Source organism: Synechococcus sp. RS9902, from assembly GCF_014279635.1.
Classification (GTDB): Bacteria; Cyanobacteriota; Cyanobacteriia; order PCC-6307; family Cyanobiaceae; genus Parasynechococcus.
In genome coordinates this window covers 2,225,262-2,251,048 of sequence record NZ_CP047949.1, presented here as the reverse complement: position 1 = coordinate 2,251,048, position 25,787 = coordinate 2,225,262, and the positions used below count along the sequence as shown (strand labels likewise).

Below are 25,787 nucleotides of genomic sequence, written 5' to 3'. Positions count from 1 at the left end.
TTGTGACCTTCGTGGCCGTCACGTATCTCTGTTGACTATTTTAGGCAGACTTGACCTGGGCCTTTTGTCTGGGCCATTTCCGCTGAATGGTTTCAACCTTTTTGCGCCTCGAGGCCTGCACTCTTCAATGGTTTGCTGATGTCTCTTGACAAATCCCCAGCTCCGCCCCCTGCCCGCGCCGCTGTGGAGCAGCTCAAGGCCTACAGCGCGCCGTTGGAGGGCCGCCGCCAGATGCTGCGGCTGGATTTCAACGAGAACACGATTGGCCCCAGCCCTTTGGTGGCACAGGCCTTGCGCAATTTCAGCACCGAAGAGATCGCCGTGTACCCGGAGTACGACGGCCTGCGGGAGGCGTTGCTCCAGAGCCTGGTGGAAACGGGCTGCCGCCCGGGATTACAGCCTGATCAGGTGGGCCTGTTCAACGGGGTGGATGCCGCCATCCATGCGGTGTTTCAGGCCTATGGCAATGCTGGTGAGACGTTGCTCACCACAGCGCCCACCTTCGGTTACTACAGCCCCTGCGCTGGGATGCAGGGCATGACGATCGAGGCGATTCCCTACGAAGGGGAGACGTTCGATTTTCCGCTGGCGGCCATTCAGGAGGCGTTGGCGGCTCGAGCACCGCGGTTGCTGTTGATCTGTAACCCCAACAACCCCACTGGCACGCGCTTGCCAGCCGATCAGGTGATCGCCTTGGCGGCCTCAGCCCCGGGCACCTTGGTGGTGGTGGATGAGCTCTATGAAGCCTTCACCGGCGACAGCGTGCTGCCGCGCGCAGATTTCACGGCCACACCGAACCTGCTGGTGTTCCGCTCCCTGGCCAAAACAGCTGGTTTGGCGGGTTTGCGGATTGGCTTTGCCATCGGCCATGCCGATGTGGTGGATCGGGTGAGTCGCGTCACGGGACCCTACGACGTCAACAGCGTGGCCGTGGCCGCGGCCTTTGCCGCCTTGGCCGATCAGTCGTATGTGGATGCCTACGTGGCTGAGGTGCTGCGGGCCCGCGATTGGACCCTGCAGGCGCTGCGGGAAGCTGGCGTGAAGCACCACTGCGATGGCGGCAACTATCTGCTGATCTGGCCCCAGCGCCCGGTGGCGGAGGTGGATGTGACGCTGCGCGAAGCGGGAATCCTGGTGCGTTCGATGGCAGGCAAGCCCTTGATCGATGGCTGCTTCCGGGTGAGCATCGGCACCACCAGCCAGATGCAGCGCTTCATGGAGGCGTTCCTCCCCCTGGAGCGATGAAGCGTCTGCTGCTGCTGGCCACCGGCGGCACCATTGCCGGCTGTGCGGAGAACAGTGCAACGCTGAACAACTACACCGCGGGCGTGCTCGGGGGTGATGCCCTGTTGGCGGCGGTGCCGCAGCTGCAAGGCCTGGCGAGGATCAGCGTTGAGCAGGTGGCCAATGTCGACAGCGCCGACCTGTTGTTTGCCCATTGGCGCGCGCTGGTGGCGCGCATTCGTGCTGCTTTTGCGGCAGACCCTGAGCTGGCTGGAGTGGTGATCACTCATGGCACCAACACGCTGGAGGAAACCGCCTGGTTGCTGCAGCTGTTGATCGATGATCCCCGGCCGGTGGTGCTGGTGGGGGCGATGCGGCCGGCCACGGCCCTCAGTGCCGATGGCCCCCTCAATTTGTTGCAGGCGGTGCAGGTGGCCTCAAGCCCAGAAGTGCGCGGTCAGGGCGTGCTGGTGGTGATGGATGGTCAGATCCATGCCGCCCAGTGGGTCACCAAGCTGGCCGCCCAGGGGGTGGGGGCGTTCGCCAGTCCCGGTCGCGGGCCCTTGGGCTGGGTGGATGACGTTGGCGTTCATCTGCCCATGGCGAGTGGACCCCGGCAGGTGCCCTTTGCTGGGCTCGATTTGCCGGAGCAATGGCCCCAAGTGCCGATCGTTTACGGGTGTGTGGAGCCCGAGCCGCTCCTGCTCAGCGCTTGCCTCAACGCCGGCGTTGAGGGCCTGGTGTTCACAGGGACGGGCGCCGGCCAGTTGTCAGCGGCTGAGCGTTCGGCGCTTGAGGCTTGGCCAGGGAAGCGGCCGTTGATGTTGCGGGCCAACCGTTGCGGGTCTGGACCCGTGCACCAGCATTCCGAGGATGAACGGCTCGGGCTGCTGCCCTCAGGCAGCCTCAATCCCCAGAAAGCCAGGGTGGTTTTGTTATTGGCTGTGTTGGCGGGCTGGGACAGAGATCAGCTGAATGCACTGATTACTGCATCACTGTGATCACGGTGGTGTCGTCGAGGCGGCCCGGCAGGGTTTGCGACCGGCCCACCCGGCGCACGGCGGTGCCGCCCATGGCGTCGAGGAAGGACTGCACACCCTCTTGATCACAGCCATCAGGTGCTTCGCCGTTGACGTACTGCACCGGGATGACGCGTTTGGGGTTCAACTGCTTCGCCACCGCCGCAGCCTCTTCGGCGTTGTAGATCTTGCTGCCGCCACCAACACCGATGATCAGCACATCGGGGTTGCCCAACAGCACCTTGTCGGCAGCTGTTAGCTCTCCAGCGGTGGCACCGAGATGGGCAAAGCTGAGGCCCCCTTGCTGCCAGCGCCAGAGGGTGGCGTTGCCAAAGCGGCGTCCGCCCACGCGGTCGTGGGGATTGGCAAAGCCCTCAAGGCTAAGCCCGCCGATGCGATATGACCCGGGTTGGGCCAGAAAACGGCCACCGGCCACGTCGCGGGCTCCTTCATCGGCGAGTTCGGAGTTGGCCAGAACAACGCCGGCCGTCAGCCGAGGTTCAGGTAGCCCTGCAGCACAACCCACGGCCTTGTAAGGGTTGAGCAGAACCGACTGCCCGCCCCCCTGGATCAGCAGGGACCGCTGCCCATAGCTGCTGATCGACACTCCACCACCCGCCAAGGCCGGCGATGTGAGGCCAACTGCCAGGCCTGCAGCGGCGGTCACGGCGGAACGCAGGACGGACATGGGTTGGGCTGGACGTGTTTCGGACGCTAACAGCGTTATCCCTCAGCTTCCCGCAGGAAATTGGCCAGCAGTTGGTGGCCTTGATCGGTGAGCACGCTCTCGGGGTGGAACTGCACCCCCTGCAGGTGCTGATGTTCCCGGTGCCGCAGGCCCATGATTGTGCCGTCCTCGAGCCAAGCGGTCACCTCGAGGCAGTCCGGCAGGGTGTCGCGTTCGGCGATCAGGGAGTGGTAGCGGGTGGCCGTCAGCGGTTGGGGCAGTCCCGTAAACACACCGTCGCCCTTGTGGAGGACGGGTGAGGTCTTACCGTGCATCTGCTGCTGGGCACGCACCACCCGGCCGCCGTACACCTGGGCGATGGCCTGATGGCCCAGGCATACCCCCAGGGTGGGCACCGTTGCGGAAAGCTCTTTGAGGATGTCGAGGCAGACGCCCGATTGATCTGGGTCGCCTGGGCCTGGGGAGAGCAGGATCGCGTCGGGCTTCAGGGCACGGATCTGCTCAAGGCTGATGGCGTCGTTGCGATGCACCTGAAGATCGGCTGCCACCGGATGCTGAGCGGCGAGCTCACCGAAGTACTGCACCAGGTTGAAGGTGAAGCTGTCGTAGTTGTCGATGACCAGCAGCATCTGCGAATCGGGAGTCAGAGCCCCAGGCGGAGCAGGAGCGGTGGAAGCAGGAGAAACAGAGCGATCAGCAAAGAGCTGATGGCTGCCGTCAGCACGGCGGCAGCAGCACAGTCTTTGGCGATGCGGGCCAAGGGGTGGTAGCGCCGGCCAATGGCCAGATCCACCACCGCTTCCATCGCTGTGTTCAGCAGCTCCAACACGAGAACGGCAGCCACCGTAAGCACCAGCACGGCCAGGCGGATCAGATCCAGTTGCAGCCAGGTGGCCAGGCCAAACACCACCAGCCCCGTCACCACATGGATGCGGAAGTTGCGCTGGGTGAGGAAGGCGTAGCCGAGGCCCTGAGCCGCGTAGCGAAAACTCGAGGGCAGATCACCGGCGATGCGCCAGCTGCCCCGTCGTCGCATGGCATTGGGCACCATGGCCACCTCCTCTGAAGCTGCGTCTGCGGAGGGTGTCCGGGGCGATTCAGTGGTCATCGGAACGGAACTCAGACTCCGCAGGGCACACGCCCGCTTTTCGAAGCCTACCCGGGTTGTCCAGGCCACCCATCCCCAAGAAGCCTCTCCTGCAGGGCCAGCATTGCGGCAAGGGTCTCGTCATCGGGATGGTCCCAGCCCAGCAGGTGCAGTAGGCCATGGCTCACCAGCCAGCGCAATTCCCGCTGCAGGCTGTGCCCCTGCTCCTGGGCCTGACGCCGGGCGGTCTCCAGGGAGACGATGATGTCTCCCAGTTCGATGCTGGGGCCTTCCATCCAGTCGCCTGTGTCGTCGAGGGCGGCAAACGACAACACGTCCGTGGGGCCTGTTTTCTGGCGCCAGGCGCTGTTCAAATCCGCGATATCGGCATCATCGGTGAAACGCAGCCCCAGGCTGAGCTCTTCCGCTGCACGCACCAGGGTTGGGCAGTCGAGGCTGGAATCCCCGCAGATGCTGTTCAGCCAACGTTCCAACTGCTGGAGCCAGGCCGTTTCATCGAGCAGATCGGTGCCGTCGGAGGGTTGCAGCGTCACCCCCTCCCGATCCAGTGCGAGGTCGAGCTCCATGCCTACCCCGGCAGGGTCGGTCGCCCCAGCCAAGCCACGAGGGTGATGAAGCCGAGGAAGCCCATGGCGGTGAGGCCGAAGTGAAACAGGCTCTTGCTGCCCTTGCGCACCATGTTGCGCATGGCCTGTTTGACGAAGCTCGGCGGTGGGGTGCTCTCGCTGGCCATGGGATCAGGAATCGGCATCGGCGCCGGGACTGTCGACACCCTGGCGCAAAGAAGCGTCGATGAAGGGGTCGAGGGCCCCATCCATCACCGCTTGCACATCGTTGGTTTCTTCATTGGTGCGCAGGTCTTTCACCATTTGGTACGGCTGAAAAACGTAGTTGCGGATCTGGTTGCCCCAGGCCGCTTCAACGATGTCGCCGCGGATGTCGGCGATTTCGGCCGCCCGTTGCTCCTGGGCGATCACCAGCAGCTTGGCCATCAGCAACGCCATCGCTTTCTCCTTGTTCTGGAGCTGGGAGCGCTCCTGGGTGCAGCGCACAAACAGCCCGGTTGGGATGTGCAGGATGCGCACAGCCGTTTCCACCTTGTTCACGTTCTGACCACCCGCGCCGCCCGAGCGGCTGGTGGTGATCTCCAGGTCCTTTTCAGGAATATCGAGCTTGACCTCCTCCTCGATCTTGGGCATCACCTCCACACCAGCAAAGCTGGTCTGGCGCTTGTCATTGGCGTTGAACGGTGAGATGCGCACCAGGCGATGGGTGCCTTTTTCGTTGCGCAGGTAGCCGTATGCGTAGCGCCCTTCGATCTCGATCGTGCAGCTCTTGATCCCGGCTTCCTCCCCTTCGGAGAGTTCATCCACGGTCACCTTCATGCCGTGGTCTTCCGCCCAGCGGGTGTACATCCGCAGCAGCATCTGGGCCCAGTCCTGGGCGTCTGTTCCGCCGGCCCCCGCATTGATGCTGAGCACGGCACCCTCTTTGTCGTATTCGCCGCTGAGCAGGCGCTCCAGTTCCCAGCGGTCCAGCCCTTGGCGCAACTGGTTTAGCCCGTTCTGAGCTTCCTGGAGCAGGTCCTCATCGGGCTCCAGTTCGTAGAGCTCAAGGGTGGCCTGGGCGTCATCGACCGCACCGCGCCATCCGGCCAGCTGAGACAGCTGGGCCTTCACCTCATCCAGACGCCGCATCTGCTTCTGGGCGTTCTGCTGGTCATCCCAGAAATCGGGCTGGGCCGCGAGTTGTTCGAGATCCTGTTGCCTTGCGTTCAGTGCAGGGACGTCAAAGACAGTCCTGGGCATTGCCCAGGCGGTCAGTGAGCTCGGAGAGATCGCGTTTGAAGTCGGTGAGATCCAGCAAGGACTCGGTCCTGATCAGCCTCTGACGCTATCAGCGCAGTAGCTGCATAGGATCCGACCACTGGCATCACCAACGCAATGGCCAAGGTTGAGATCTACACCTGGCAAACCTGCCCGTTCTGCGTCCGCGCCAAGGGGCTCCTGGATCGCAAAGGGGTGAGCTACATCGAACACAGCGTGGATGGGGATGAGCCTGCCCGGGATGCCATGGCGGCGCGGGGCGATGGTCGCCGCAGTGTTCCGCAGGTGTACATCGACGATTGCCACATCGGTGGTTGTGACGACCTCCATGCCTTGGATCGCGCCGGTGAGCTCGATGCGCTGCTGAAGGCCTGATCGATGCGCCAGCTGTTCGTTCTGGATCCGCTGGGGCAGATCAATCCAGCCAAGGATTCCTCTGCTGCGCTGATGCAGGCCGCCCATCGCGCCGGCGATGAAGTGTGGGCCTGCACGCCCTCCGATCTGATTGCACGGGGCGATGAACCCCTCGCGATCGCCCTGCCGGTGACGCCGGAGCCCTGGATCACGGTTGGGGTGGCTGAACGTCAGGCCCTGGCTGGGTTTGATGTGATCTGGATGCGCAAGGACCCGCCGGTTGATGAGGCGTATCTGTACGCCACCCATCTGCTGGAGGTCGCGGAGAGAGCTGGGGTGCGGGTGCTCAATCGCCCCAGTGCCCTGCGCAGCTGGAACGAAAAGCTGGGGGCCTTGCGCTTCAGCCGTTGGATGGCTCCCACGCTGGTGGCGGGGCGGGTGTCTGAATTGCTGTTGTTTGCCCAGGAGCAGCAGGAGATCGTGCTCAAACCCTTGGGGGGCCGTGCCGGCCTGGGGGTGATTCGGGTCAACGGCCAGTCGCCGGGCTTGAAGGCTCTGCTGGAGTTGGTGACAGAGCAGGAAAGCCTGCCGGTGATGGCTCAGGCCTTTCTGCCGTCCGTGAGCGAGGGTGACAAGCGCATCCTGCTGGTGGACGGCGATCCCCTGGGGGCGATCAATCGTCGCCCGTCAGCGGGGGAGTTCCGCAGCAACTTGGCCGTGGGTGGTCAGGCGGAGGCCACGGAACTCACTGAGCGGGAACGTCAGATCTGCGCTGCCCTGGCCCCGGCGCTGCGGGCGGAGGGGTTGTTCTTCGTTGGCATTGACGTGATCTGCGGCATGCTCAGCGAAATCAACGTCACCAGCCCCACCGGGGTGCGGGAAGTGGAGCGGCTGATGAGCCAGCCGTTGGCTGATCAGACGATCGAGCGGTTGCGCGCGCTGGTCTGAAGTTCCAGCTGGTCTGCCAGCACGGCCAGCTTCAGCCCCACTTCCTGCAGCTCCCGCTCGGCAACGGACCCTCGCACCAGGCCAGCGCCGGCGGTGAGGTCCAGCTCGCAGCCGCGGGCATGACCGCAGCGGATCGCCACCCGCAGTTCCGCATCTCCGGCGCTGTCGATCCAGCCAATCGGCGCTGCGTAACTGCCCCGTTCAAACGGTTCGAGGGTGCGCAACCAGGCCATCGCGTCGCGTCGCGGCAACCCGGCAACGGCAGGGGTGGGGTGCAGCTGTTCAGCCAGTGCGAGCACGGGCTGACCCTGGGTTTCGGCCGTGATCGGGGTGTGCAGGTGGGTGAGGTTGCCGTGACGGGCCAGTTGGGGTTGGCGGCGGCGGCGGGGGCTCAGTCCGTTGCGGCGCAGTTGGTCGGTGATGGTTTCAACCACCAACTCGTGTTCACGGCGGTCTTTATCGGAGCGCAGCAGCTGCGCTCCGGAATCTCCCTGCCCCGCCGTGCCGGCCAGGGCATCACTGCGCAGCCAACCGGCGCGCAGGCTGAGCAGTCGTTCCGGCGATGCACCAAAGAAGGCATCCCCGGCATGGCGCTGCCAGAGGAAGCGGCAGCTGCCGGCCTGTTGCCGCCGCAGCCGTTTCAACAGCGGCAGGGGGTTGAAGGTGTCGGCCAGAACGATGCGGTGCCGCACCGCCAGCACTAGTTTGTGCAGCTCGCCGCTGTTGACCAGATCAATGCCGCGGGTGAGGGCTGCGGCGTAGCGCTGCCGCCAGGTTTCCGGTTCCGTTGCCGCCACCAGCGCCTGGGGCTTGAGGGGGGGTGGCGTGGCTGGCGCCTTGAGCAGTTGTTCGTGCTTGAGCCAAAGCTGTTCCGCCAGCTCGCGGCAGTCCGCTGCACTGCTCACGACCCCATTCAGCCGCAGCCAGCCGCGGCGTCCCTGACGGCTGAGTTGCCAGCGGGGCAGCACGGCCTGCACCGATGGCACCACCGCTTCACTGCGGCGGCGCTCACTCACCTGGTCAAAGAAGCGGAAGCGCAGCAGCACCCGAGGTCGCGCATGGGCTGGGCTGTCCGTTGCCGTGTCGTGCAGCCGGCTGAGGCAGAGGTCGGCGAAGCGCTGGGCCTGCTCAAAGCGACGGCTGCCGGCCAGCTCCAGTTCCTGGCAGGGCCCGGCGGCAGCCAGGCAGAGGCCCGGCGCGCTGTCCCACAGCACCTGCAGGCTTTCCTGCTCCGCCAGCTGCGGCAAGGCCAGAAGCGGGTCGATCCCTTCGATCGGCAGGGCCAGGCTGAGCAGCGCTTCATCGCCGTCACAGGCCAACCATCCCCGCTGGGCAGCGGAGAGGAGGGTGCTGAAACAACAATCAGCCGACATCCGCGGCGTTTCCGGCCAGGGTTACTGCTCAAATGTATGGGTCTTCGCCCTGCGGGAACGGGTCCTGTCCATGTCTGAGCCGCAGGCTGTCGCATCCCGTTACGCCGATCGGCGCCGTTTGTGGAAGGCAGCGATCAAGTGGCCGATGTATTCCGTTGCCGTGATGCCTGTGCTGTTGGCGGCTGGATGGCAGTTCGGGGTGGCGGGCTCCCTGCGCTGGCTGCAGTTGGGGGGCTTTGTGCTGGCGGCCATCCTGCTGTTGCTTTGGGAAAACCTCAGCAACGATGTTTTTGACGCGGCCACGGGTGTGGATGCCACCGGTAAACCCCATTCCGTGGTGAACCTCACCGGCCGCCGGGACCGTGTCGCCCAGGGGGCGACCGCTGCGCTGGTGCTGGGCTTGCTGCTGATGGCCGGTTTGGCCTGGAACAGCAGCGGGGCCGTGCTGGCCCTGGTGTTGGTCTGCTGCGGCCTGGGTTACGTGTATCAGGGCCCGCCGTTCCGCCTGGGCTACCGCGGCCTGGGTGAGCCCCTGTGCTGGCTGGCCTTTGGACCGTTTGCCACCGCAGCGGCCCTCGTGGTGCTGCAGCCCCGGGGGGCAGGATCGACCCCTTGGGGCACGGCCTGGATTTTGGGGGCAGGTCCTGCCCTGGCGACCACCCTGGTGTTGTTCTGCTCCCACTTCCATCAGGTGGAGGAGGACGCCGCCCATGGCAAACGCTCGCCGGTGGTGCGTCTGGGCACGGCCCGGGCGGCAGCCTTGGTGCCCTGGTTTGTGGCCTTGACGCTGGCGTTGGAGTGGGTGCCGGTGCTGCACGGGGACTGGCCTCCGACGGTGTTGTTGAGCGCTCTCGGCCTTCCTGCCGGTGTGCAGCTGATGCGTCTGCTCCAGCGCCACCACAACAGGCCGGAGCTGATCAGCGGCAGCAAGTTTCTGGCCCTGCGCTTCCAGGGCTGGAATGGTCTGGGGCTGAGTGCGGGCTTGGCTCTGGCGCGCGTCTGGACGGGCGGATGACGCTCCGGCTGCAGCGTCGCCGCTTCCGCTTTGCCCTGCTGCAGCCGCTGCGCACCGCAGCCGGCGAGCTGCGGGAGCGTTGTGGCTGGTTGCTGCGGCTGGATGACGATCAGGGGGGCGTGGGCTGGGGCGAAGTGGCTCCGCTGCAGCCGCAGCAGTTCATGGCCTGCGAGCAGGCTCTCGCAGCGCTGCCGGACGAGCTTCCTGAGGCTCAGCTGGAGGCTGTGTTGCGGGAGGCCCCGGGGCCGGTGGGTTTTGGCCTTGGGGCGGCCTTGGCGGAGCTGCAGGGTGTGGTGGGCGCTGCTGCGCCCCAGGGCTGGCTGAAGGCTCCTGCCCCGGCGCTGTTGCTGCCGGCTGGCGAGGCGATGCTTTCGGCCCTGGAGGTTGCTGCGGCATCGATGGGTGGCCTGGAGCGCTGCACCTTTAAGTGGAAGGTGGCCACGCTGCCGGATGGGCTGGAGCGTCAGCTGCTCGAGCAGCTGCTCCAGCGGCTGCCGCCCACGGCCCGGCTGCGTCTGGATGCCAACGGCGGCTGGGACCGCAGTACGGCTGAGGCCTGGATGCAGCGGTTGAGCGATGACCCGCGCCTGGACTGGTTGGAGCAACCGCTGGCAGTGCAGGATCAAGTCGGCCTGAATCAGTTGGCGGCGCTGGGGCCGGTGGCCCTCGATGAATCGCTTGACCAGCACCCGGAGTTGCGTCTCAGCTGGAGCGGCTGGCAGGTGCGGCGGCCCGCGTTGGAGGGCGATCCCCGCCTGCTGTTGCGGGAGCTGCAGGCGGGGATGCCCCAACGGATGCTGAGCACGGCGTTTGAAACCGGCGTCGGTCGGCGCTGGTTGGAGCACCTGGCCGGGCTTCAGGCCCAGGGGCCGACGCCGGCGGCACCGGGCCTGGCCCCCGGTTGGACGCCAGCGGGGTCGATATTCTCCAACGATCCAGAGCAGGTCTGGGCCGCGGCGGTGTAATGGCGATTGACGTCGACACTCTTCTGCGGGGTCTGGATCGGGGAGGCTGGTTGCCGCTGTCGCCGTCTGGCCCACCCCAGCCGATGGTGCCGGAGTCGCTCCTGCCGCAGGGGGATGGAGTGCTGGTCTCCAGCGGTGGCAGCAGTGGTGGGCGTCAGGTCTGTCTTCAGCCCTGGAGCCATCTGGATCGATCCGCCGCCGCCACCGCCTCTTGGTTGCAAGGGATTGGACTGGATCCTTCTGAGACATTCCTGCTCAACCCGCTGCCGCTGCATCACGTCAGCGGTCTGATGCCCTGGTGGCGCAGCCGTTGCTGGGGGGCGCGGCATCTGCCGTTGTCGTCGTCGTTGATGAAGTCTCCTGCCGACTTACTGCAGGTCTGCGAGGCCTTGCCTGATTGGGGCCATGCCCCTGCTGTGGTGTCACTGGTGCCCACCCAATTGAATCGGTTGATGGCCGATGCTGCAGGGTTGGCCTGGTTGCAGGCTTGTTCCGTGATCTGGGTGGGCGGAGCAGCGTTGCCGGATGCGTTGGCTGATCAGGCTCGTTCCCATGACCTGCGCTTGGCTCCCAGTTATGGCGCCACCGAAACGGCGGCCATGGTGGCGTCGCAGACGCCGGAGCAGTTTCTGGCCGGGGAGTCGGGTTGCGGACGTGCCCTCAGCGATGTGGAGCTCCGCTTGGGTGACGATCAAGCGCTGTTTGTGCGCTCTGCACGGTTGGCCGTCGGCCGTTGGTCCTCGGATGATCCCTCGCGATTGAAGTCTTTGACAGATGCTGAGGGCTGGTGGCGCTCTGGAGATGCAGCGTCACTAAAGCCGGAGCTGACGGTGCTGGGTCGTTTGGATGGCGCTTTGCACTCTGGTGGTGAAACCGTTTTTCCTGAGCAATTGGAAGCTCGGCTGCAGCAGAGTTTGGCGAGGCATCAACTTCCGTCAGTTCCCATCTTGATGCTGGCTGAGCCAGATCTGGAGTGGGGTGAGTGCCTGGTCGCTCTGGTGGGCAGTTCAGATCCTGCATTGATTGCGTCACTGCAACAACTGACGATGTCTTGGGTATGCGCTGAACGTCCCAAACGTTGGTTGCGATGCCCTGAGTTGTCGTGCAGTGCGATCGGGAAGTGGGAGCGAAAGCGCTGGCTGAACTGGCTTCTCGTAGAGGGCCAAGACCACGCTTGAGTACTGGCAGGTTTGGGTTTCTATGACCGACCTGAGTAGCAATAATGCAATGAAAACAAATGTTTTCTATCGGTCGGATTGGTGGATTCTTCATAGGATTTGCTTAATGGGTTCAAGTTGTGTTTATGGGCACCCAATCCCTTAACGCATTGTTTCAAGACAATGACTTTGCAGATCACGTCCTCGAGAGATCGCCTCTGAGCCATGAGGTGGCTGCTCGTTGTGGATGTCTGTATTGCTGTGCCAGTGGTGTGCTGGGTGGTGTGAATGGACGGGAAGAAGAAGCTTCTGAATATGGGGTGAATTCCGATCCGGTTGGTGTGCCGTTGGAGATTTCCAGAGGGGCTAGAACCGATCTCTTTCCAGCTGCTTACAACATTCAAGATGGGTCGATCGATCCCTATGAGATTCTTTTTGATCCGCTATACGACATGGATAGTCCGTTAATTAACGGGCTCTTGTTGAATGCAAAGTGGGGAAACGCAGATCCTGATGATTATGCGCAGACTGATTTTCTCCCTACGGTTATTACCTATTATATCTCGCAGGATGGGGATGAGATCTCTGCTGCTGGAACAACCTTTGAGGCAGATACGCCAAATTCTGGAGAGCTTGTTGGCATTAATGCCTCGATGGAGGCATTTTCAGATGTTGCGCAATTGCTGTTTGACCAGTCCAGCACGCGTTCGAGTTATACGACGATCGCCTGGGGAGTTACTTCGGAGGATACCGGTTATCTCGGAGTTGCCGATTTTCCTGGAGATGATGGGCCGACAGCTGTCAGCGATGTCGTTGTTTTCAGTGCTGAATATGGGGCTGATGCTGATGGTTCCGCTGCTCAGCCTGGCTCGTATTACTACCTGACCTATATCCACGAGTTGGGCCATGCCATGGGTCTAGCTCACCCCCATAACGGTGGACCATTCGGCTGGAATGGCTATGAGAGTTCTCTCTTCCCTGGAGTCAGTGAGGGCGCCTCTTCGTCGGGTGGGGATTTTGATAACAACTCCACGCCATGGTCAGTGATGACCTACAACGATACAACGTCATATCTCACAGCCACGGACGCTAACGGACAGGCAGATTACGTATCGTCTGGTTCTCAATCTCATTATGGTTATCTCGAAAATCTAGGTCCCATTGATATTGCGGCTGTTCAGTATCTCTATGGTCCTAATCACAAAACGAATCTTGGCGACACGGTATACGCCCTGAATGAATATGAATTGAATGGTTATCGCAGTATTTGGGATGCTGGCGGTGATGACACCATTGATGCCTCGGATTCCTCAAGCTCTGTTGTTATTGATCTTCGCAACGCCACTTTGAAAAATGAGGCTGGAGGTGGTGGCTTCCTTTCCAAGATCAATGATGAAACCAAGGGATACACCATTGCGTTTGACAGCCTCACCCTGGCTGGATTTGGCGGGGATGCCAGTGAGGCTGTGATCGAAAATGCCATCGGTTCCTTTTTGAATGATCGCCTTCAAGGCAATGAATATGCCAACTTCCTCGAGGGTGAAGATGGCAATGACACCATGCTCGGTGGAGATGGTGCCGATACGTTGTATGGCGGAGCAGGTGATGATGTATACACCGGTGGTGATGGCGGCGACACCTTTGCCTTTGATTCTGGATCAAATATCATCAATGACTTTGATCCGAGTTCCACTGGTGATAACGATGATATCGCTATTGATTTTGATGAGATGAATCCCTGGGTCTCTATAACTGGGGACTCCTTGTTCATTTTTGATGAGAATTCTAATGCTTCTCTGCAGCTTGTTGGTGCGGCCAGTCTTTATAAGACTGAGAGCATTAGTGATTATGACTTCATTGTAAGTTCTTCTGGTTTTGGTGATGAAGAAGAGGTGGATGATGAGGTGATTGACGAATCCAATTGGATTGATCATCCCGGATTTGAGTCCGATTATGACTTCATCGAGCGCTCGAAGTTTGCCTCGAATATTGATATCGACGATTACTACTATTCCTTCCAGCTAGAAGATGAGTTTACGGGACGTATGTCGTCTCCAACCGTCATTACCTTTGAAGCCGATAATGGCTGGCTGGATGTCAATGGTTCGTATACCTCCAGTGCGTTCACTTCCGATGATCATCAATATTTAGCTGGTACATCAACTCCCTATAGCTCATTGAGTCCTGCTGCAACAGGAGCCGATGGCCGCACGACACTCATGCCATCAACATCTGGGGGAAGTCACAGCGACGGCAGTGCAGAAGGCACGATTGAATACATCCATGCAGATGGTGGTGCATTCAATGGCAACCGCATCCACTTCAATCTTGAGAATATTGGTCATAGCGGTGGCCCTGATGAGCCAGATCTGGCTCGTCTGAACAGCGGTTCCAACATTGACCGCGGCATCAACATGACCTTCGGTACTGATCTTGTGGCTGGTGGTGCACGTGATCAGTTTTTAGAAGTGTTGCCCAGTGAGCAAAGTGAGGGTGGTCTCAAGATTCACTTCTCAGGTACAAAAGCCGGATCAGGGGATGCATTCTCCAATCCGGTGACGGCCTTTGGTTTTTACCTGATGGGTCGTGAGATTAAGCGCGATGTTTATCTCGATGTCTGGAATACAAATGGAGACTTGATTTATTCACAGCCAACAATGGAGCCAGATGATCTAAGTCAGGCAGTTGTTGAATACATTGCCTTCGCCCTGGATGAGCAGGATGAATATCCAATTGATACGATTCATCTGCGTGAAGAATTCGATTCAGAGGATAATGCTAGTCGCCGAGATATTTTCAGCATAGATAATCTTGTGGTTCAGTTCGGGGATGAGCTTGTTTCAGATGAAGGAGAAGGAGATATAGAAGATGAGCACGGGGATGGTGTTGATATTTTTGTTGGATCTGGCTCCAATACAGAGCCTTTTTATACCTTTTATAAGGACTCAGCTGGTTCTACTCCACTTGATTTGTTGATTCTTGATATTAATGAGACTTACAGCTTCAAGCGAGTTGATGGTGCCACCTCCCATCCATTCTTCTTGAGTGACAAAGGAAAGGGTCAGAATTCATCACGCAATATCAATCTGTCTGGTGATGGCTCGATCACAACTGGAATCACCGGCGATCAGACGCTCGAGCTTTCCTTCTCAGACCTGGCAACCCCTTTCAACACTCAGAATATCACTGGCTTCTGTACGACCCACAGCACGATGTTCGCCAAGTTTGCTGTGGTCGGCGGAGACTTCAGTGATCTTGTAATCGATGAGCTCAATAATGATGCTCTTTATCGAGATGAAGAGGGGCATGTCTTTATTCTCCCTGAAAATGATTCTTCAAACACTCCCATCTTGATCACGGAACAAGGGCGTGATTATGCTGACGGAATCTTTTATGTAGATGAGTATGGTGACAGAGAATATATGCCGGCTGCGATCACCAAGACAGGTTCCGGTTATCGCATGGCGATCAGGGATCTTTGGTATGGATATGATTGGGAAACCGGTGAGGATAAGCAATTCGACGAATGGGTCATTGCTGACTTGTCTTCTTCGGGCGTGATTGATCCTGAGTCGATTCGCTGGAATGTCAATATTGCTAGCTACGAAGAGGAATTCAACGAGGATATCGACAAAAATAACGACATTGGTGTCACGACATCTTCGCTGATAGAGCTGCGATCCGAAGAGCCCGCCGAATTTCAGCAGGTTGGCGACAAGCTCTTTAGAGACGCCCAAAATTCTGTTTACATTATTCCTGATGGGAAGACAACTCCTATTCTGATTACCGAAGAAGGTGGTTATGCCGCGCATCTCTATGAAGAGTGGGGCGAGGACGATCTCAAGATGGCCTATGCCGTTGTTGCCCAGGATGATGGATATTTGCTCGCGGTCATGCACCAATATGGTGGCCGTGTCGAGTGGGAGTTGATCAACGTCTCCGCACAAGGTCAGTTGGACTGGTCGACTGCAATGTGGACCCAAGACATCTCTGACCGTGAGAAGTTGTTTGGTGAGGATCTCAACCGTGACGGCAGTACAGGTATCTCAACCGATGACCTGACCACAGTCGAGGCTGACTCAACCGGTGACTTGTTGGCAAGAAACGACCAAGGTCAACTCTTCATTCTTCAGGATGGCACTGAACCCCTGAAGCTCTCTGATGAATGGGGTGGAAGTGTCATGTTTGATAACGGACATGAAGACGAATACAGCTCATGGTCGCAGGAGCCCTACCAGGTCGAGTTCTCTGAGGATGATGGAAAGTATTATCTGGCCATTCTAGAGAAATGGACCAATACCTACGCTGGGGAGACCTATGTAGATCAGCAGTGGGTTGTTTATACCGTTGATGCGGATGGTTCGTTTAAATGGGATAGTGCTGTTTGGAATGCCAATATCGCCAATTATGAGGATATTTTCAAGGTTGACCTCGATGGCGATAAAAACGTGGGTGTCAATGAAGATCATATCTTTAAAGCTGACACTGATACTGTCGGTTCTGAGCTTTGGAAAGATTCGGTAACCGGCTCGTTGTTTATCGTTGATGAGGGTGGCTCCAAGGCTGATCGTAAACAGATTCTCGATCAAGGTGGTTGGGAGCCCCATCTGGAGTGGGAAGACGTTTGGGAAGGAGGATCACACTCTTCAACTGTGGTCGCTGTCGAGAAGACCAAAACTGGTGGATATGTGCTGGCGATTAAGCACGAAGACACCTTTAGTGATTTCAATCTGACAGATGACGGAGACTATCCAGACCCATCTGATCCGACATATCCAGATCTACAGGGTGAGTTGACGCAGAAAGAAGATTCAAATTCGATGGTCTTCTGGGAAGTCTTAAATCTTGATTCTGAGGCAAGAATCGACTGGAGCCAGGTTCCGGTTCATACGGAGTCCATTGCTGGGTACGAGAATATCTTCAAGCAAGACCTCGATGGTGATGGTGAAAAGGGAGTGGCACTTGGTGCCCTGACATCCATTGAAACAGATACGATTGCTGATCAAATCAAGGTTTCCGCTGCTGGAACTGTTCATCTCTGGGATGGAGAGGATAATCCGTCCGTCATCGATGTGGTGGATGAAAATGGTGCCACCCCGTCAATGGTTGTCTCTGATAGTTGGGGAGAGTACGGAAGTTTCAATATCGTTCCATATGCCGTTGTCAAGGTCGATGGTGGATCATTGGCCGATGATTATTATCAGCTTGCTGTCAAGATCCATGATGTGTATGCCTACTATGGTGAGAATAATGAGCTGACACTGGAAGAGCGCATTGAGTGGGAGATCTATAAGATTTCCTTGGATGGTGTTATTGACTCCTCTGAAACAACGCGCACCTTCTCGATTATTTCCTGGGAGCCCACGTTTGGCCAGGATATGAATGGTGATGGCGATAAGACAGGGAAAGTCAACATCACTTACAGGGATACTGATTCTTCTGGTGAAGAGGGTGTCCGCATCGGTGAAGCGGATGGTCAGCTTTATATCGTCAATGGATCAGAGCAGATCGCTGTTCAAGACCCCTGGATTGAAGATAATGCTAGCTGGGATGATGGCGGTTATCAATCAATAGCCCTTGCTGCCGAGCTTAACGATAATGGAACTAGCGTCGATACCGATGATTTTTATCAGCTTGCTGTTAAGCAAACAAATTCTTGGACTGATTACTGGGGCGACGGCGAACTTCAGACTGATGTGAATTGGCAGGTGTATGCGATTGACTCTGCTGGTCGAATTAATTGGGAAAAGACGATCTGGACTCAGTCCATTGCTGGTTTTGAGGACTTCTTTGGAGAGGATTTGAATGGTGATAACAGCACAGGTACTGACCCCTCGACTCTGGACTATGCCGAGCTGGACAAGAGTGGTTATCGCCTCAAAAAAGATCAGGACAAATATCTCTATATTGTCGATGAGAATGGTGAAATTGTAATTTCGATCAAGGATGAGTATGGTGGTTTCCCCTCATTCGATCACTCCTACAATTACTGGGGTGGGTCGCATGTTTCAACGGCTGTTGCTGTAGAGCAGAACGCGGATCTGACTTTCTCGCTCGCTGTTAAGCATGTTGATACACAGGATGGGCGATCGAATGTGTCCTGGGAGGTCTTGAACGTTTCCGAGAGCGGTGTGCTCACTTGGGACGATACGCAATGGATGGATGATATTTCTCTTCTTGAGACGACTTTATTCAAGGATGATCTCGATCAGGATGGTTCTCAGGGAGTGAACCTTGACTCTCTGATTGTTGTCGAATCAGATCTTGAGGTTTCGACAGGACGCCTCTTTTCCAATGCTGAGGGTGACCGCTACTACATCAAGGATGGTGGCACGACGCTTGGCATTACCCATGAGTGGGGTGGCTGGATTGACCTGAGTGGTGATGAGGAATGGGGCGATTACTCCTTTACTCGTGAGCCGGTTGCGGCTGAGGCACTTTCATTCACTGGTAGTGATGGTGAGGCCTACGACGGTTATGTCGTGGCGGTGAAGAACACATTTATGGATTTATCCGGCACAGAATCTGTTGAGAATATCAACTGGGAGATTGAATATGTCAAGCCCTCTGGGGTTGTTGACGAGGAGCTGAGGATTCATACCAATGGGATTAAGGGTAAAGAAAAGCTCTTCGCGCAGGATCTTGATGGAGATAATGCAATTGGTTTGGACGCATCCCAGCTCGTTGCGGTATCCACGGACTCGACCGGTGATTTGCTCAAAACCCTCGGTCAATCTCTGTTTATTGTTAATGATAAAGATACCTCAACTACCGACGATGATGTCGTGATGGAAGTGGTGGATGCATGGGGTGGTACTCCGTGGTTCGATTGGCAGGAAAACTGGGGTTATGACGATTACATCCATCAAGAGAGTGTAAGCGCCTATGCAGTGGAGTCTTTCGAGGATTCTCACGGTAATACGAATTTCCTCTTGGGAATCAAGATTTCCAGTCAATTTGGGGATGAAGATCCTCAGACTTTCTGGGAAACATTCAAGATTAAGGAGGCAACACCTGGTGAGAGTGATTGGTATCTCGATTGGGATAGTGGTTCATTCTCGAAAGGTTCCCGTCTTCTTGAGGCAGTCCTGAATCAGGATCTCAACGGCAATGGTGTCGTGGACAGTGGATCGATTAGCACGCAGAATGTCGCGACCGATACCAGCTCTTCTGGTGCTCGTGGAGCAGCCCTCGCCATTGATGATGAGGGATCGCTTTATATCAAGCGTGGGACCGATAACCCGATTCTGATTGAGGATGAGAATGGTCCTGTTGCATTTGATTGGAGCGAAACCTGGGGGGGGTACACCCGCACATCCTCTGCTTTTGCAGTAGAGGGTCTGCTTGACGACGAGGAAACGGCCATCGGCTCCTACAAGTTGGCTGTCAAATACGAAGAGACCAATCAGGTTACAAAAGAAACCTCCACATTCTGGGAAACCTTCATCATCTCCACGGATGGAAAATTGGATTGGAGCTCAGCCTCTTGGGGTGCAATCAAGCGTCACGAGGGTGACTTGAACGAGGATCTTGATGGTGACGGCGAAATCTGGAGTGGCGCCAACCTTCTCTTCACCGCTGTCGAATCAGACAATGTTGGATCCAAGCTTTACGTGGATCCCGACAATTATCTCTATGTTCAGCCAGCTGGAGCTACCACGAAGTCCGCTGTATTGACGGAGTTTGGCGATGCCTATCCGGCGACTGACTCTTGGGGCTATTCCGACATCACGTTCACCACGAGTCCGGTTGCAGTTAAGGATGTCACGATTGGCTCTGGAGAGTCAGCGGTGTCTTACTACAAGCTGCTCTTTGAGGATTTGAAACAGGAGGGCTCGGATCATCCGGTGAAGGAGTATTGGGCTGTGAATGTTGACCAGGAGACCATGAAGGTTGACTGGGCAACTGAGGTTCCTTTCTTCAATTACCTCACCGTTGAAGATCAGTTCCAGGTTGACCTGGATGGTGATGGTGTTGTGTATGACCCCAATAACATTTCCACAGCAGCCATTGCGACTGATACAGCCGGAGCCAAATTGCGCCAAGCCTCTGATGGCTCCCTCTTTATTAAGGATGGGGAGGATGCCTCCTTTGCTGTCACTTATGCAGATGGATCGCCCGTCGTTGTCGACATTGACGACCAATTGACTGACACCCTGTCCATCTCCCTCAAGGCATTGGCGGTCCAGAAATCTGGAGATGTGTACAAGTTGGTTGTCAAAGAGACGGTTGTATTTGAGTCTGATGAAGACGTTACTTATCTCGTCTTTGATGTCACGGACGCTGGTGTGTTCGATCCGGATACCGTGGTCTATCGCACCGAGCTTGAGCTGGACGAGACGATCTGGTCTCAAGACGTGACTGGCGATGGTGTTGTATCCCAGGGCTCCACGTCTTCTGCATCCGATACTTTCGCTGATGTAGTGGGCGGCGATGTCAGTCAGGAGGTTGTTGATAAGTTCCAGAACTCATCGGCCTCCGATATCCTTTCAGTGAAAGCCGCAGATGGCACTGGCGATCCGTTGTCTGTGTTCGCGCCGACTGGGTTTGGTGCCACAGGCAATGTGGATCTCACTGTTAAGCAGATTCAGTCTGTCGACGGGCCAGTTTTGGCAAAAGCCGTTCGTGACTCTGGGCTGTCAACGTCTTCTAAGGCTGGGAAAGCCTCTCAGGCATCCTCTGATGAATACGAGGCGGTGACTGGTGTTTTGGATACTCGAATCACTGTCACCAATGAGGCGAAATTCGGCAAGATTCAGTCAATCTCTTGGGTTCTTCCTGAGGATGTTGGCTCTGATCCCACATACCTCGCCAAAGACCCCGTCTCAGGTGAGTTCTCGAATCTCGAGTACGACTCGGCTACTGGAGAAGGCGCTCAGTGGGATGAAACTGACCGCACGTTGACCCTCTACGTAAGGGATAACGGCAAGAACGATGAGAGTGATGATCTAGGCACAATTCGGACGCCTGGGTTCATAGCGGCAAAGGCCTCAAAAGCTGTTGATAATGCAGCCACGATCACCGGCGGTACCACCGGCACCGGAGAAGAGGACGGTGATCCCATCACCGGAACGCTCTCTGCAACGGATGCGGAAGGCCTCACCGACACCGAGTATTTCTCGATTGAATCCGGTGACGTGCCAAGTAACGGTACCGCCTCCATCAATGCTGAAACCGGCGTCTGGTCTTACACACCAACCGCCAATTTCAACGGCAGCGATGCCTTCACCGTCACCGTGACCGATGACGCCGGTGGCACCACCAGACAACAAATTGATCTGACGGTTAGCGCCGTTGATGATGCAGCCACGATCACCGGCGGTACCACCGGCACCGGAAAAGAAGACGGTGATCCCATCACCGGAACGCTCTCTGCAACGGATGCAGAAGGCCTCACCGACACCGAGTATTTCTCGATTGAATCCGGTGACGTGCCAAGCAACGGCACCGCCTCCATCAATGCTGAAACCGGCGTCTGGTCTTACACACCAACCGCCAATTTCAACGGCAGCGATGCCTTCACCGTCACCGTGACCGATGACGCCGGTGGCACCACCAGACAACAAATTGATCTGACGGTTAGCGCCGTTGATGATGCAGCCACGATCACCGGCGGTACCACCGGCACCGGAAAAGAAGACGGTGATCCCATCACCGGAACGCTCTCTGCAACGGATGCAGAAGGCCTCACCGACACCGAGTATTTCTCGATTGAATCCGGTGACGTGCCAAGCAACGGCACCGCCTCCATCAATGCTGAAACCGGCGTCTGGTCTTACACACCAACCGCCAATTTCAACGGCAGCGATGCCTTCACCGTCACCGTGACCGATGACGCCGGTGGCACCACCAGACAACAAATTGATCTGACGGTTAGCGCCGTTGATGATGCAGCCACGATCACCGGCGGTACCACCGGCACCGGAAAAGAAGACGGTGATCCCATCACCGGAACGCTCTCTGCAACGGATGCAGAAGGCCTCACCGACACCGAGTATTTCTCGATTGAATCCGGTGACGTGCCAAGCAACGGCACCGCCTCCATCAATGCTGAAACCGGCGTCTGGTCTTACACACCAACCGCCAATTTCAACGGCAGCGATGCCTTCACCGTCACCGTGACCGATGACGCCGGTGGCACCACCAGACAACAAATTGATCTGACGGTTAGCGCCGTTGATGATGCAGCCACGATCACCGGCGGTACCACCGGCACCGGAAAAGAAGACGGTGATCCCATCACCGGAACGCTCTCTGCAACGGATGCAGAAGGCCTCACCGACACCGAGTATTTCTCGATTGAATCCGGTGACGTGCCAAGCAACGGCACCGCCTCCATCAATGCTGAAACCGGCGTCTGGTCTTACACACCAACCGCCAATTTCAACGGCAGCGATGCCTTCACCGTCACCGTGACCGATGACGCCGGTGGCACCACCAGACAACAAATTGATCTGACGGTTAGCGCCGTTGATGATGCAGCCACGATCACCGGCGGTACCACCGGCACCGGAAAAGAAGACGGTGATCCCATCACCGGAACGCTCTCTGCAACGGATGCAGAAGGCCTCACCGACACCGAGTATTTCTCGATTGAATCCGGTGACGTGCCAAGCAACGGCACCGCCTCCATCAATGCTGAAACCGGCGTCTGGTCTTACACACCAACCGCCAATTTCAACGGCAGCGATGCCTTCACCGTCACCGTGACCGATGACGCCGGTGGCACCACCAGACAACAAATTGATCTGACGGTTAGCGCCGTTGATGATGCAGCCACGATCACCGGCGGTACCACCGGCACCGGAAAAGAAGACGGTGATCCCATCACCGGAACGCTCTCTGCAACGGATGCAGAAGGCCTCACCGACACCGAGTATTTCTCGATTGAATCCGGTGACGTGCCAAGCAACGGCACCGCCTCCATCAATGCTGAAACCGGCGTCTGGTCTTACACACCAACCGCCAATTTCAACGGCAGCGATGCCTTCACCGTCACCGTGACCGATGACGCCGGTGGCACCACCAGACAACAAATTGATCTGACGGTTAGCGCCGTTGATGATGCAGCCACGATCACCGGCGGTACCACCGGCACCGGAAAAGAAGACGGTGATCCCATCACCGGAACGCTCTCTGCAACGGATGCAGAAGGCCTCACCGACACCGAGTATTTCTCGATTGAATCCGGTGACGTGCCAAGCAACGGCACCGCCTCCATCAATGCTGAAACCGGCGTCTGGTCTTACACACCAACCGCCAATTTCAACGGCAGCGATGCCTTCACCGTCACCGTGACCGATGACGCCGGTGGCACCACCAGACAACAAATTGATCTGACGGTTAGCGCCGTTGATGATGCAGCCACGATCACCGGCGGTACCACCGGCACCGGAAAAGAAGACGGTGATCCCATCACCGGAACGCTCTCTGCAACGGATGCAGAAGGCCTCACCGACACCGAGTATTTCTCGATTGAATCCGGTGACGTGCCAAGCAACGGCACCGCCTCCATCAATGCTGAAACCGGCGTCTGGTCTTACACACCAACCGCCAATTTCAACGGCAGCGATGCCTTCACCGTCACCGTGACCGATGACGCCGGTGGCACCACCAGACAACAAATTGATCTGACGGTTAGCGCCGTTGATGATGCAGCCACGATCACCGGCGGTACCACCGGCACCGGAAAAGAAGACGGTGATCCCATCACCGGAACGCTCTCTGCAACGGATGCAGAAGGCCTCACCGACACCGAGTATTTCTCGATTGAATCCGGTGACGTGCCAAGCAACGGCACCGCCTCCATCAATGCTGAAACCGGCGTCTGGTCTTACACACCAACCGCCAATTTCAACGGCAGCGATGCCTTCACCGTCACCGTGACCGATGACGCCGGTGGCACCACCAGACAACAAATTGATCTGACGGTTAGCGCCGTTGATGATGCAGCCACGATCACCGGCGGTACCACCGGCACCGGAAAAGAAGACGGTGATCCCATCACCGGAACGCTCTCTGCAACGGATGCAGAAGGCCTCACCGACACCGAGTATTTCTCGATTGAATCCGGTGACGTGCCAAGCAACGGCACCGCCTCCATCAATGCTGAAACCGGCGTCTGGTCTTACACACCAACCGCCAATTTCAACGGCAGCGATGCCTTCACCGTCACCGTGACCGATGACGCCGGTGGCACCACCAGACAACAAATTGATCTGACGGTTAGCGCCGTTGATGATGCAGCCACGATCACCGGCGGTACCACCGGCACCGGAAAAGAAGACGGTGATCCCATCACCGGAACGCTCTCTGCAACGGATGCAGAAGGCCTCACCGACACCGAGTATTTCTCGATTGAATCCGGTGACGTGCCAAGCAACGGCACCGCCTCCATCAATGCTGAAACCGGCGTCTGGTCTTACACACCAACCGCCAATTTCAACGGCAGCGATGCCTTCACCGTCACCGTGACCGATGACGCCGGTGGCACCACCAGACAACAAATTGATCTGACGGTTAGCGCCGTTGATGATGCAGCCACGATCACCGGCGGTACCACCGGCACCGGAAAAGAAGACGGTGATCCCATCACCGGAACGCTCTCTGCAACGGATGCAGAAGGCCTCACCGACACCGAGTATTTCTCGATTGAATCCGGTGACGTGCCAAGCAACGGCACCGCCTCCATCAATGCTGAAACCGGCGTCTGGTCTTACACACCAACCGCCAATTTCAACGGCAGCGATGCCTTCACCGTCACCGTGACCGATGACGCCGGTGGCACCACCAGACAACAAATTGATCTGACGGTTAGCGCCGTTGATGATGCAGCCACGATCACCGGCGGTACCACCGGCACCGGAAAAGAAGACGGTGATCCCATCACCGGAACGCTCTCTGCAACGGATGCAGAAGGCCTCACCGACACCGAGTATTTCTCGATTGAATCCGGTGACGTGCCAAGCAACGGCACCGCCTCCATCAATGCTGAAACCGGCGTCTGGTCTTACACACCAACCGCCAATTTCAACGGCAGCGATGCCTTCACCGTCACCGTGACCGATGACGCCGGTGGCACCACCAGACAACAAATTGATCTGACGGTTAGCGCCGTTGATGATGCAGCCACGATCACCGGCGGTACCACCGGCACCGGAGAAGAGGACGGTGATCCCATCACCGGAACGCTCTCTGCAACGGATGCAGAAGGCCTCACCGACACCGAGTATTTCTCGATTGAATCCGGTGACGTGCCAAGCAACGGCACCGCCTCCATCAATGCTGAAACCGGCGTCTGGTCTTACACACCAACCGCCAATTTCAACGGCAGCGATGCCTTCACCGTCACCGTGACCGATGACGCCGGTGGCACCACCAGACAACAAATTGATCTGACGATTGAGCCGGAGCTGCCGGCTGATGTTTCTGACTTGGCTGCGGATGACATTTCTAGCCTCACCGCCGACGCTGTTAGTGAGCTGACTGCAGATCAGGTGAATGATCTGTCGCCTTCGGCGATGCAGGGCTTCACCTCTGAGCAGGTTGCTGAACTCTCCGATGACGCGGTAGCTGCACTCCACCCCAAGCAGGTCAAGCAGTTGTCTTCGGATGCTGTGGCTGGTTTGTCGAAGTCTCAGGTCTCTGAACTGACACCGAAGGCAGTGAAGGGCTTCACCTCTGAGCAGATGAATCAGCTTTCGAAGAAAACCTTCAAGGGCTTGGAAACCGTTCAGCTGGCCAAGCTCAGCAAGGATGCAGTTACCGGCCTGACCCGTGGACAGCTGAAAACGTTGAGTGTCGCTGAAATCTCTGCCTTCAAGCCCGGAAAGATCAAGTCCCTCGATGCAGATGCCATCTCTGGTCTGAAGCCGAAAACCTTGGACGGCTTCAGCCGCCGGCAGGTCAAGGCATTGACCGACGACCAATTGGCTGGTCTGAGCAATAAGCAGATCAAGAAGGCTGATGATTTCGTTGATGCCCTGTCCGTTCAGCAACGTGAGGCGCTGTCGTTTGATCCCAGGCGTTCAAATCGTTTGATCGATCCTTTGGACAATGTCAGTGATCTGCTTCTTCCTGGTGTTGATCTTTTGGCCTAAGTCGTCAAGTT

At 57.7% G+C, this 25,787-nt stretch carries 15 protein-coding genes; 8 read left to right on the top strand and 7 right to left on the bottom strand.

The window, feature by feature from the left end; all coding sequences use genetic code 11:
• The first annotated feature begins 138 nt into the window (after positions 1-138).
• Positions 139-1,245, top strand: coding sequence for a histidinol-phosphate transaminase (locus SynRS9902_RS12390; RefSeq protein ID WP_186509340.1), 1,107 nt, complete (start codon positions 139-141; stop codon positions 1,243-1,245).
• Complete coding sequence (locus SynRS9902_RS12385) at positions 1,242-2,225, top strand: asparaginase (RefSeq protein ID WP_186509339.1); 984 nt, start codon at positions 1,242-1,244, stop codon at positions 2,223-2,225. The genes SynRS9902_RS12390 and SynRS9902_RS12385 overlap by 4 nt, the downstream gene beginning before the upstream one ends.
• Here SynRS9902_RS12385 and SynRS9902_RS12380 read toward each other — a convergent pair.
• From SynRS9902_RS12380 to prfB, 6 genes are all read right to left on the bottom strand, one after another.
• On the bottom strand, positions 2,209-2,931 hold the full coding sequence (locus SynRS9902_RS12380; RefSeq protein WP_186509338.1) for an MBL fold metallo-hydrolase: 723 nt from the start codon (positions 2,929-2,931) through the stop codon (positions 2,209-2,211). The two genes, SynRS9902_RS12385 and SynRS9902_RS12380, sit on opposite strands and share 17 nt — an antisense overlap.
• 35 nt (positions 2,932-2,966) lie before the next feature.
• Positions 2,967-3,560, bottom strand: coding sequence for an aminodeoxychorismate/anthranilate synthase component II (locus SynRS9902_RS12375; RefSeq protein ID WP_186509337.1), 594 nt, complete (start codon positions 3,558-3,560; stop codon positions 2,967-2,969).
• 14 nt (positions 3,561-3,574) lie between these two features.
• Positions 3,575-3,982 carry a diacylglycerol kinase family protein gene (locus SynRS9902_RS12370; RefSeq protein WP_244272960.1) on the bottom strand — a complete coding sequence of 136 codons (408 nt, stop codon included), beginning with the start codon at positions 3,980-3,982 and terminating at the stop codon, positions 3,575-3,577.
• A gap of 104 nt (positions 3,983-4,086) precedes the next feature.
• Positions 4,087-4,605, bottom strand: a complete 519-nt coding sequence (ybeY, locus tag SynRS9902_RS12365; protein ID WP_186509336.1) for an rRNA maturation RNase YbeY — start codon at positions 4,603-4,605, stop codon at positions 4,087-4,089.
• 2 nt (positions 4,606-4,607) lie between these two features.
• The gene (locus SynRS9902_RS12360; protein ID WP_006851191.1) at positions 4,608-4,790 is read right to left on the bottom strand and encodes a DUF3285 domain-containing protein; all 183 of its coding nucleotides are present in this window, start codon (positions 4,788-4,790) and stop codon (positions 4,608-4,610) included.
• A protein-coding gene (gene prfB, locus SynRS9902_RS12355; RefSeq protein ID WP_114987631.1) for a peptide chain release factor 2 occupies positions 4,777-5,905 on the bottom strand; the annotation gives its coding sequence in 2 pieces (ribosomal slippage) (positions 4,777-5,829 and positions 5,831-5,905; 1,128 coding nt in all). The genes SynRS9902_RS12360 and prfB overlap by 14 nt, the downstream gene beginning before the upstream one ends.
• 77 nt (positions 5,906-5,982) lie before the next feature.
• Between prfB and grxC the strand changes: the two genes are divergently transcribed.
• Both grxC and gshB read left to right on the top strand, forming a co-directional pair.
• The gene (gene grxC / locus SynRS9902_RS12350; protein ID WP_186509335.1) at positions 5,983-6,240 is read left to right on the top strand and encodes a glutaredoxin 3; all 258 of its coding nucleotides are present in this window, start codon (positions 5,983-5,985) and stop codon (positions 6,238-6,240) included.
• A 3-nt stretch (positions 6,241-6,243) separates the two neighbouring features.
• Entirely contained in the window at positions 6,244-7,167 is a 924-nt protein-coding gene (gene gshB / locus SynRS9902_RS12345) for a glutathione synthase (protein WP_186509334.1), read from the top strand.
• On the opposite strand, the gene SynRS9902_RS12340 is transcribed toward gshB, so the two are convergent.
• Positions 7,134-8,540 carry an isochorismate synthase MenF gene (locus tag SynRS9902_RS12340; RefSeq protein WP_186509333.1) on the bottom strand — a complete coding sequence of 469 codons (1,407 nt, stop codon included), beginning with the start codon at positions 8,538-8,540 and terminating at the stop codon, positions 7,134-7,136. The two genes, gshB and SynRS9902_RS12340, sit on opposite strands and share 34 nt — an antisense overlap.
• Before the next feature lie 70 nt (positions 8,541-8,610).
• On the opposite strand from SynRS9902_RS12340, the gene menA reads away from it, so the two are divergent.
• The 4 genes from menA to SynRS9902_RS12320 all read left to right on the top strand — a co-directional run bounded on the left by menA (position 8,611) and on the right by SynRS9902_RS12320 (position 25,776).
• The gene (gene menA, locus SynRS9902_RS12335) at positions 8,611-9,555 is read left to right on the top strand and encodes a 2-carboxy-1,4-naphthoquinone phytyltransferase (protein WP_186509332.1); all 945 of its coding nucleotides are present in this window, start codon (positions 8,611-8,613) and stop codon (positions 9,553-9,555) included.
• Positions 9,552-10,520, top strand: coding sequence for an o-succinylbenzoate synthase (gene menC / locus SynRS9902_RS12330; protein WP_186509331.1), 969 nt, complete (start codon positions 9,552-9,554; stop codon positions 10,518-10,520). Before menA ends, menC begins: the two co-directional genes overlap by 4 nt.
• Positions 10,520-11,698 (top strand): AMP-binding protein, encoded by a 1,179-nt coding sequence (locus SynRS9902_RS12325; protein WP_186509330.1) that lies wholly within the window; start codon positions 10,520-10,522, stop codon positions 11,696-11,698. Before menC ends, SynRS9902_RS12325 begins: the two co-directional genes overlap by 1 nt.
• 125 nt (positions 11,699-11,823) lie before the next feature.
• Positions 11,824-25,776, top strand: coding sequence for a tandem-95 repeat protein (locus SynRS9902_RS12320; RefSeq protein ID WP_222929465.1), 13,953 nt, complete (start codon positions 11,824-11,826; stop codon positions 25,774-25,776).
• Positions 25,777-25,787: the final 11 nt, after the last annotated feature.

Bases quoted from the DNA above. Each gene is read 5' to 3' on its own strand.
- gshB (WP_186509334.1), top strand. From the start codon at position 6,244: ATGCGCCAGCTGTTCGTTCTGGATCCGCTGGGGCAGATCAATCCAGCC.
- SynRS9902_RS12325 (WP_186509330.1), top strand. From the start codon at position 10,520: ATGGCGATTGACGTCGACACTCTTCTGCGGGGTCTGGATCGGGGAGGC.
- SynRS9902_RS12320 (WP_222929465.1), top strand. From the start codon at position 11,824: ATGGGCACCCAATCCCTTAACGCATTGTTTCAAGACAATGACTTTGCA.
- SynRS9902_RS12360 (WP_006851191.1), bottom strand. From the start codon at position 4,790: ATGCCGATTCCTGATCCCATGGCCAGCGAGAGCACCCCACCGCCGAGC.
- menA (WP_186509332.1), top strand. From the start codon at position 8,611: ATGTCTGAGCCGCAGGCTGTCGCATCCCGTTACGCCGATCGGCGCCGT.
- SynRS9902_RS12370 (WP_244272960.1), bottom strand. From the start codon at position 3,982: ATGGTGCCCAATGCCATGCGACGACGGGGCAGCTGGCGCATCGCCGGT.
- grxC (WP_186509335.1), top strand. From the start codon at position 5,983: ATGGCCAAGGTTGAGATCTACACCTGGCAAACCTGCCCGTTCTGCGTC.
- SynRS9902_RS12390 (WP_186509340.1), top strand. From the start codon at position 139: ATGTCTCTTGACAAATCCCCAGCTCCGCCCCCTGCCCGCGCCGCTGTG.
- SynRS9902_RS12385 (WP_186509339.1), top strand. From the start codon at position 1,242: ATGAAGCGTCTGCTGCTGCTGGCCACCGGCGGCACCATTGCCGGCTGT.
- SynRS9902_RS12340 (WP_186509333.1), bottom strand. From the start codon at position 8,540: ATGTCGGCTGATTGTTGTTTCAGCACCCTCCTCTCCGCTGCCCAGCGG.
- SynRS9902_RS12375 (WP_186509337.1), bottom strand. From the start codon at position 3,560: ATGCTGCTGGTCATCGACAACTACGACAGCTTCACCTTCAACCTGGTG.
- SynRS9902_RS12380 (WP_186509338.1), bottom strand. From the start codon at position 2,931: ATGTCCGTCCTGCGTTCCGCCGTGACCGCCGCTGCAGGCCTGGCAGTT.
- menC (WP_186509331.1), top strand. From the start codon at position 9,552: ATGACGCTCCGGCTGCAGCGTCGCCGCTTCCGCTTTGCCCTGCTGCAG.
- ybeY (WP_186509336.1), bottom strand. From the start codon at position 4,605: ATGGAGCTCGACCTCGCACTGGATCGGGAGGGGGTGACGCTGCAACCC.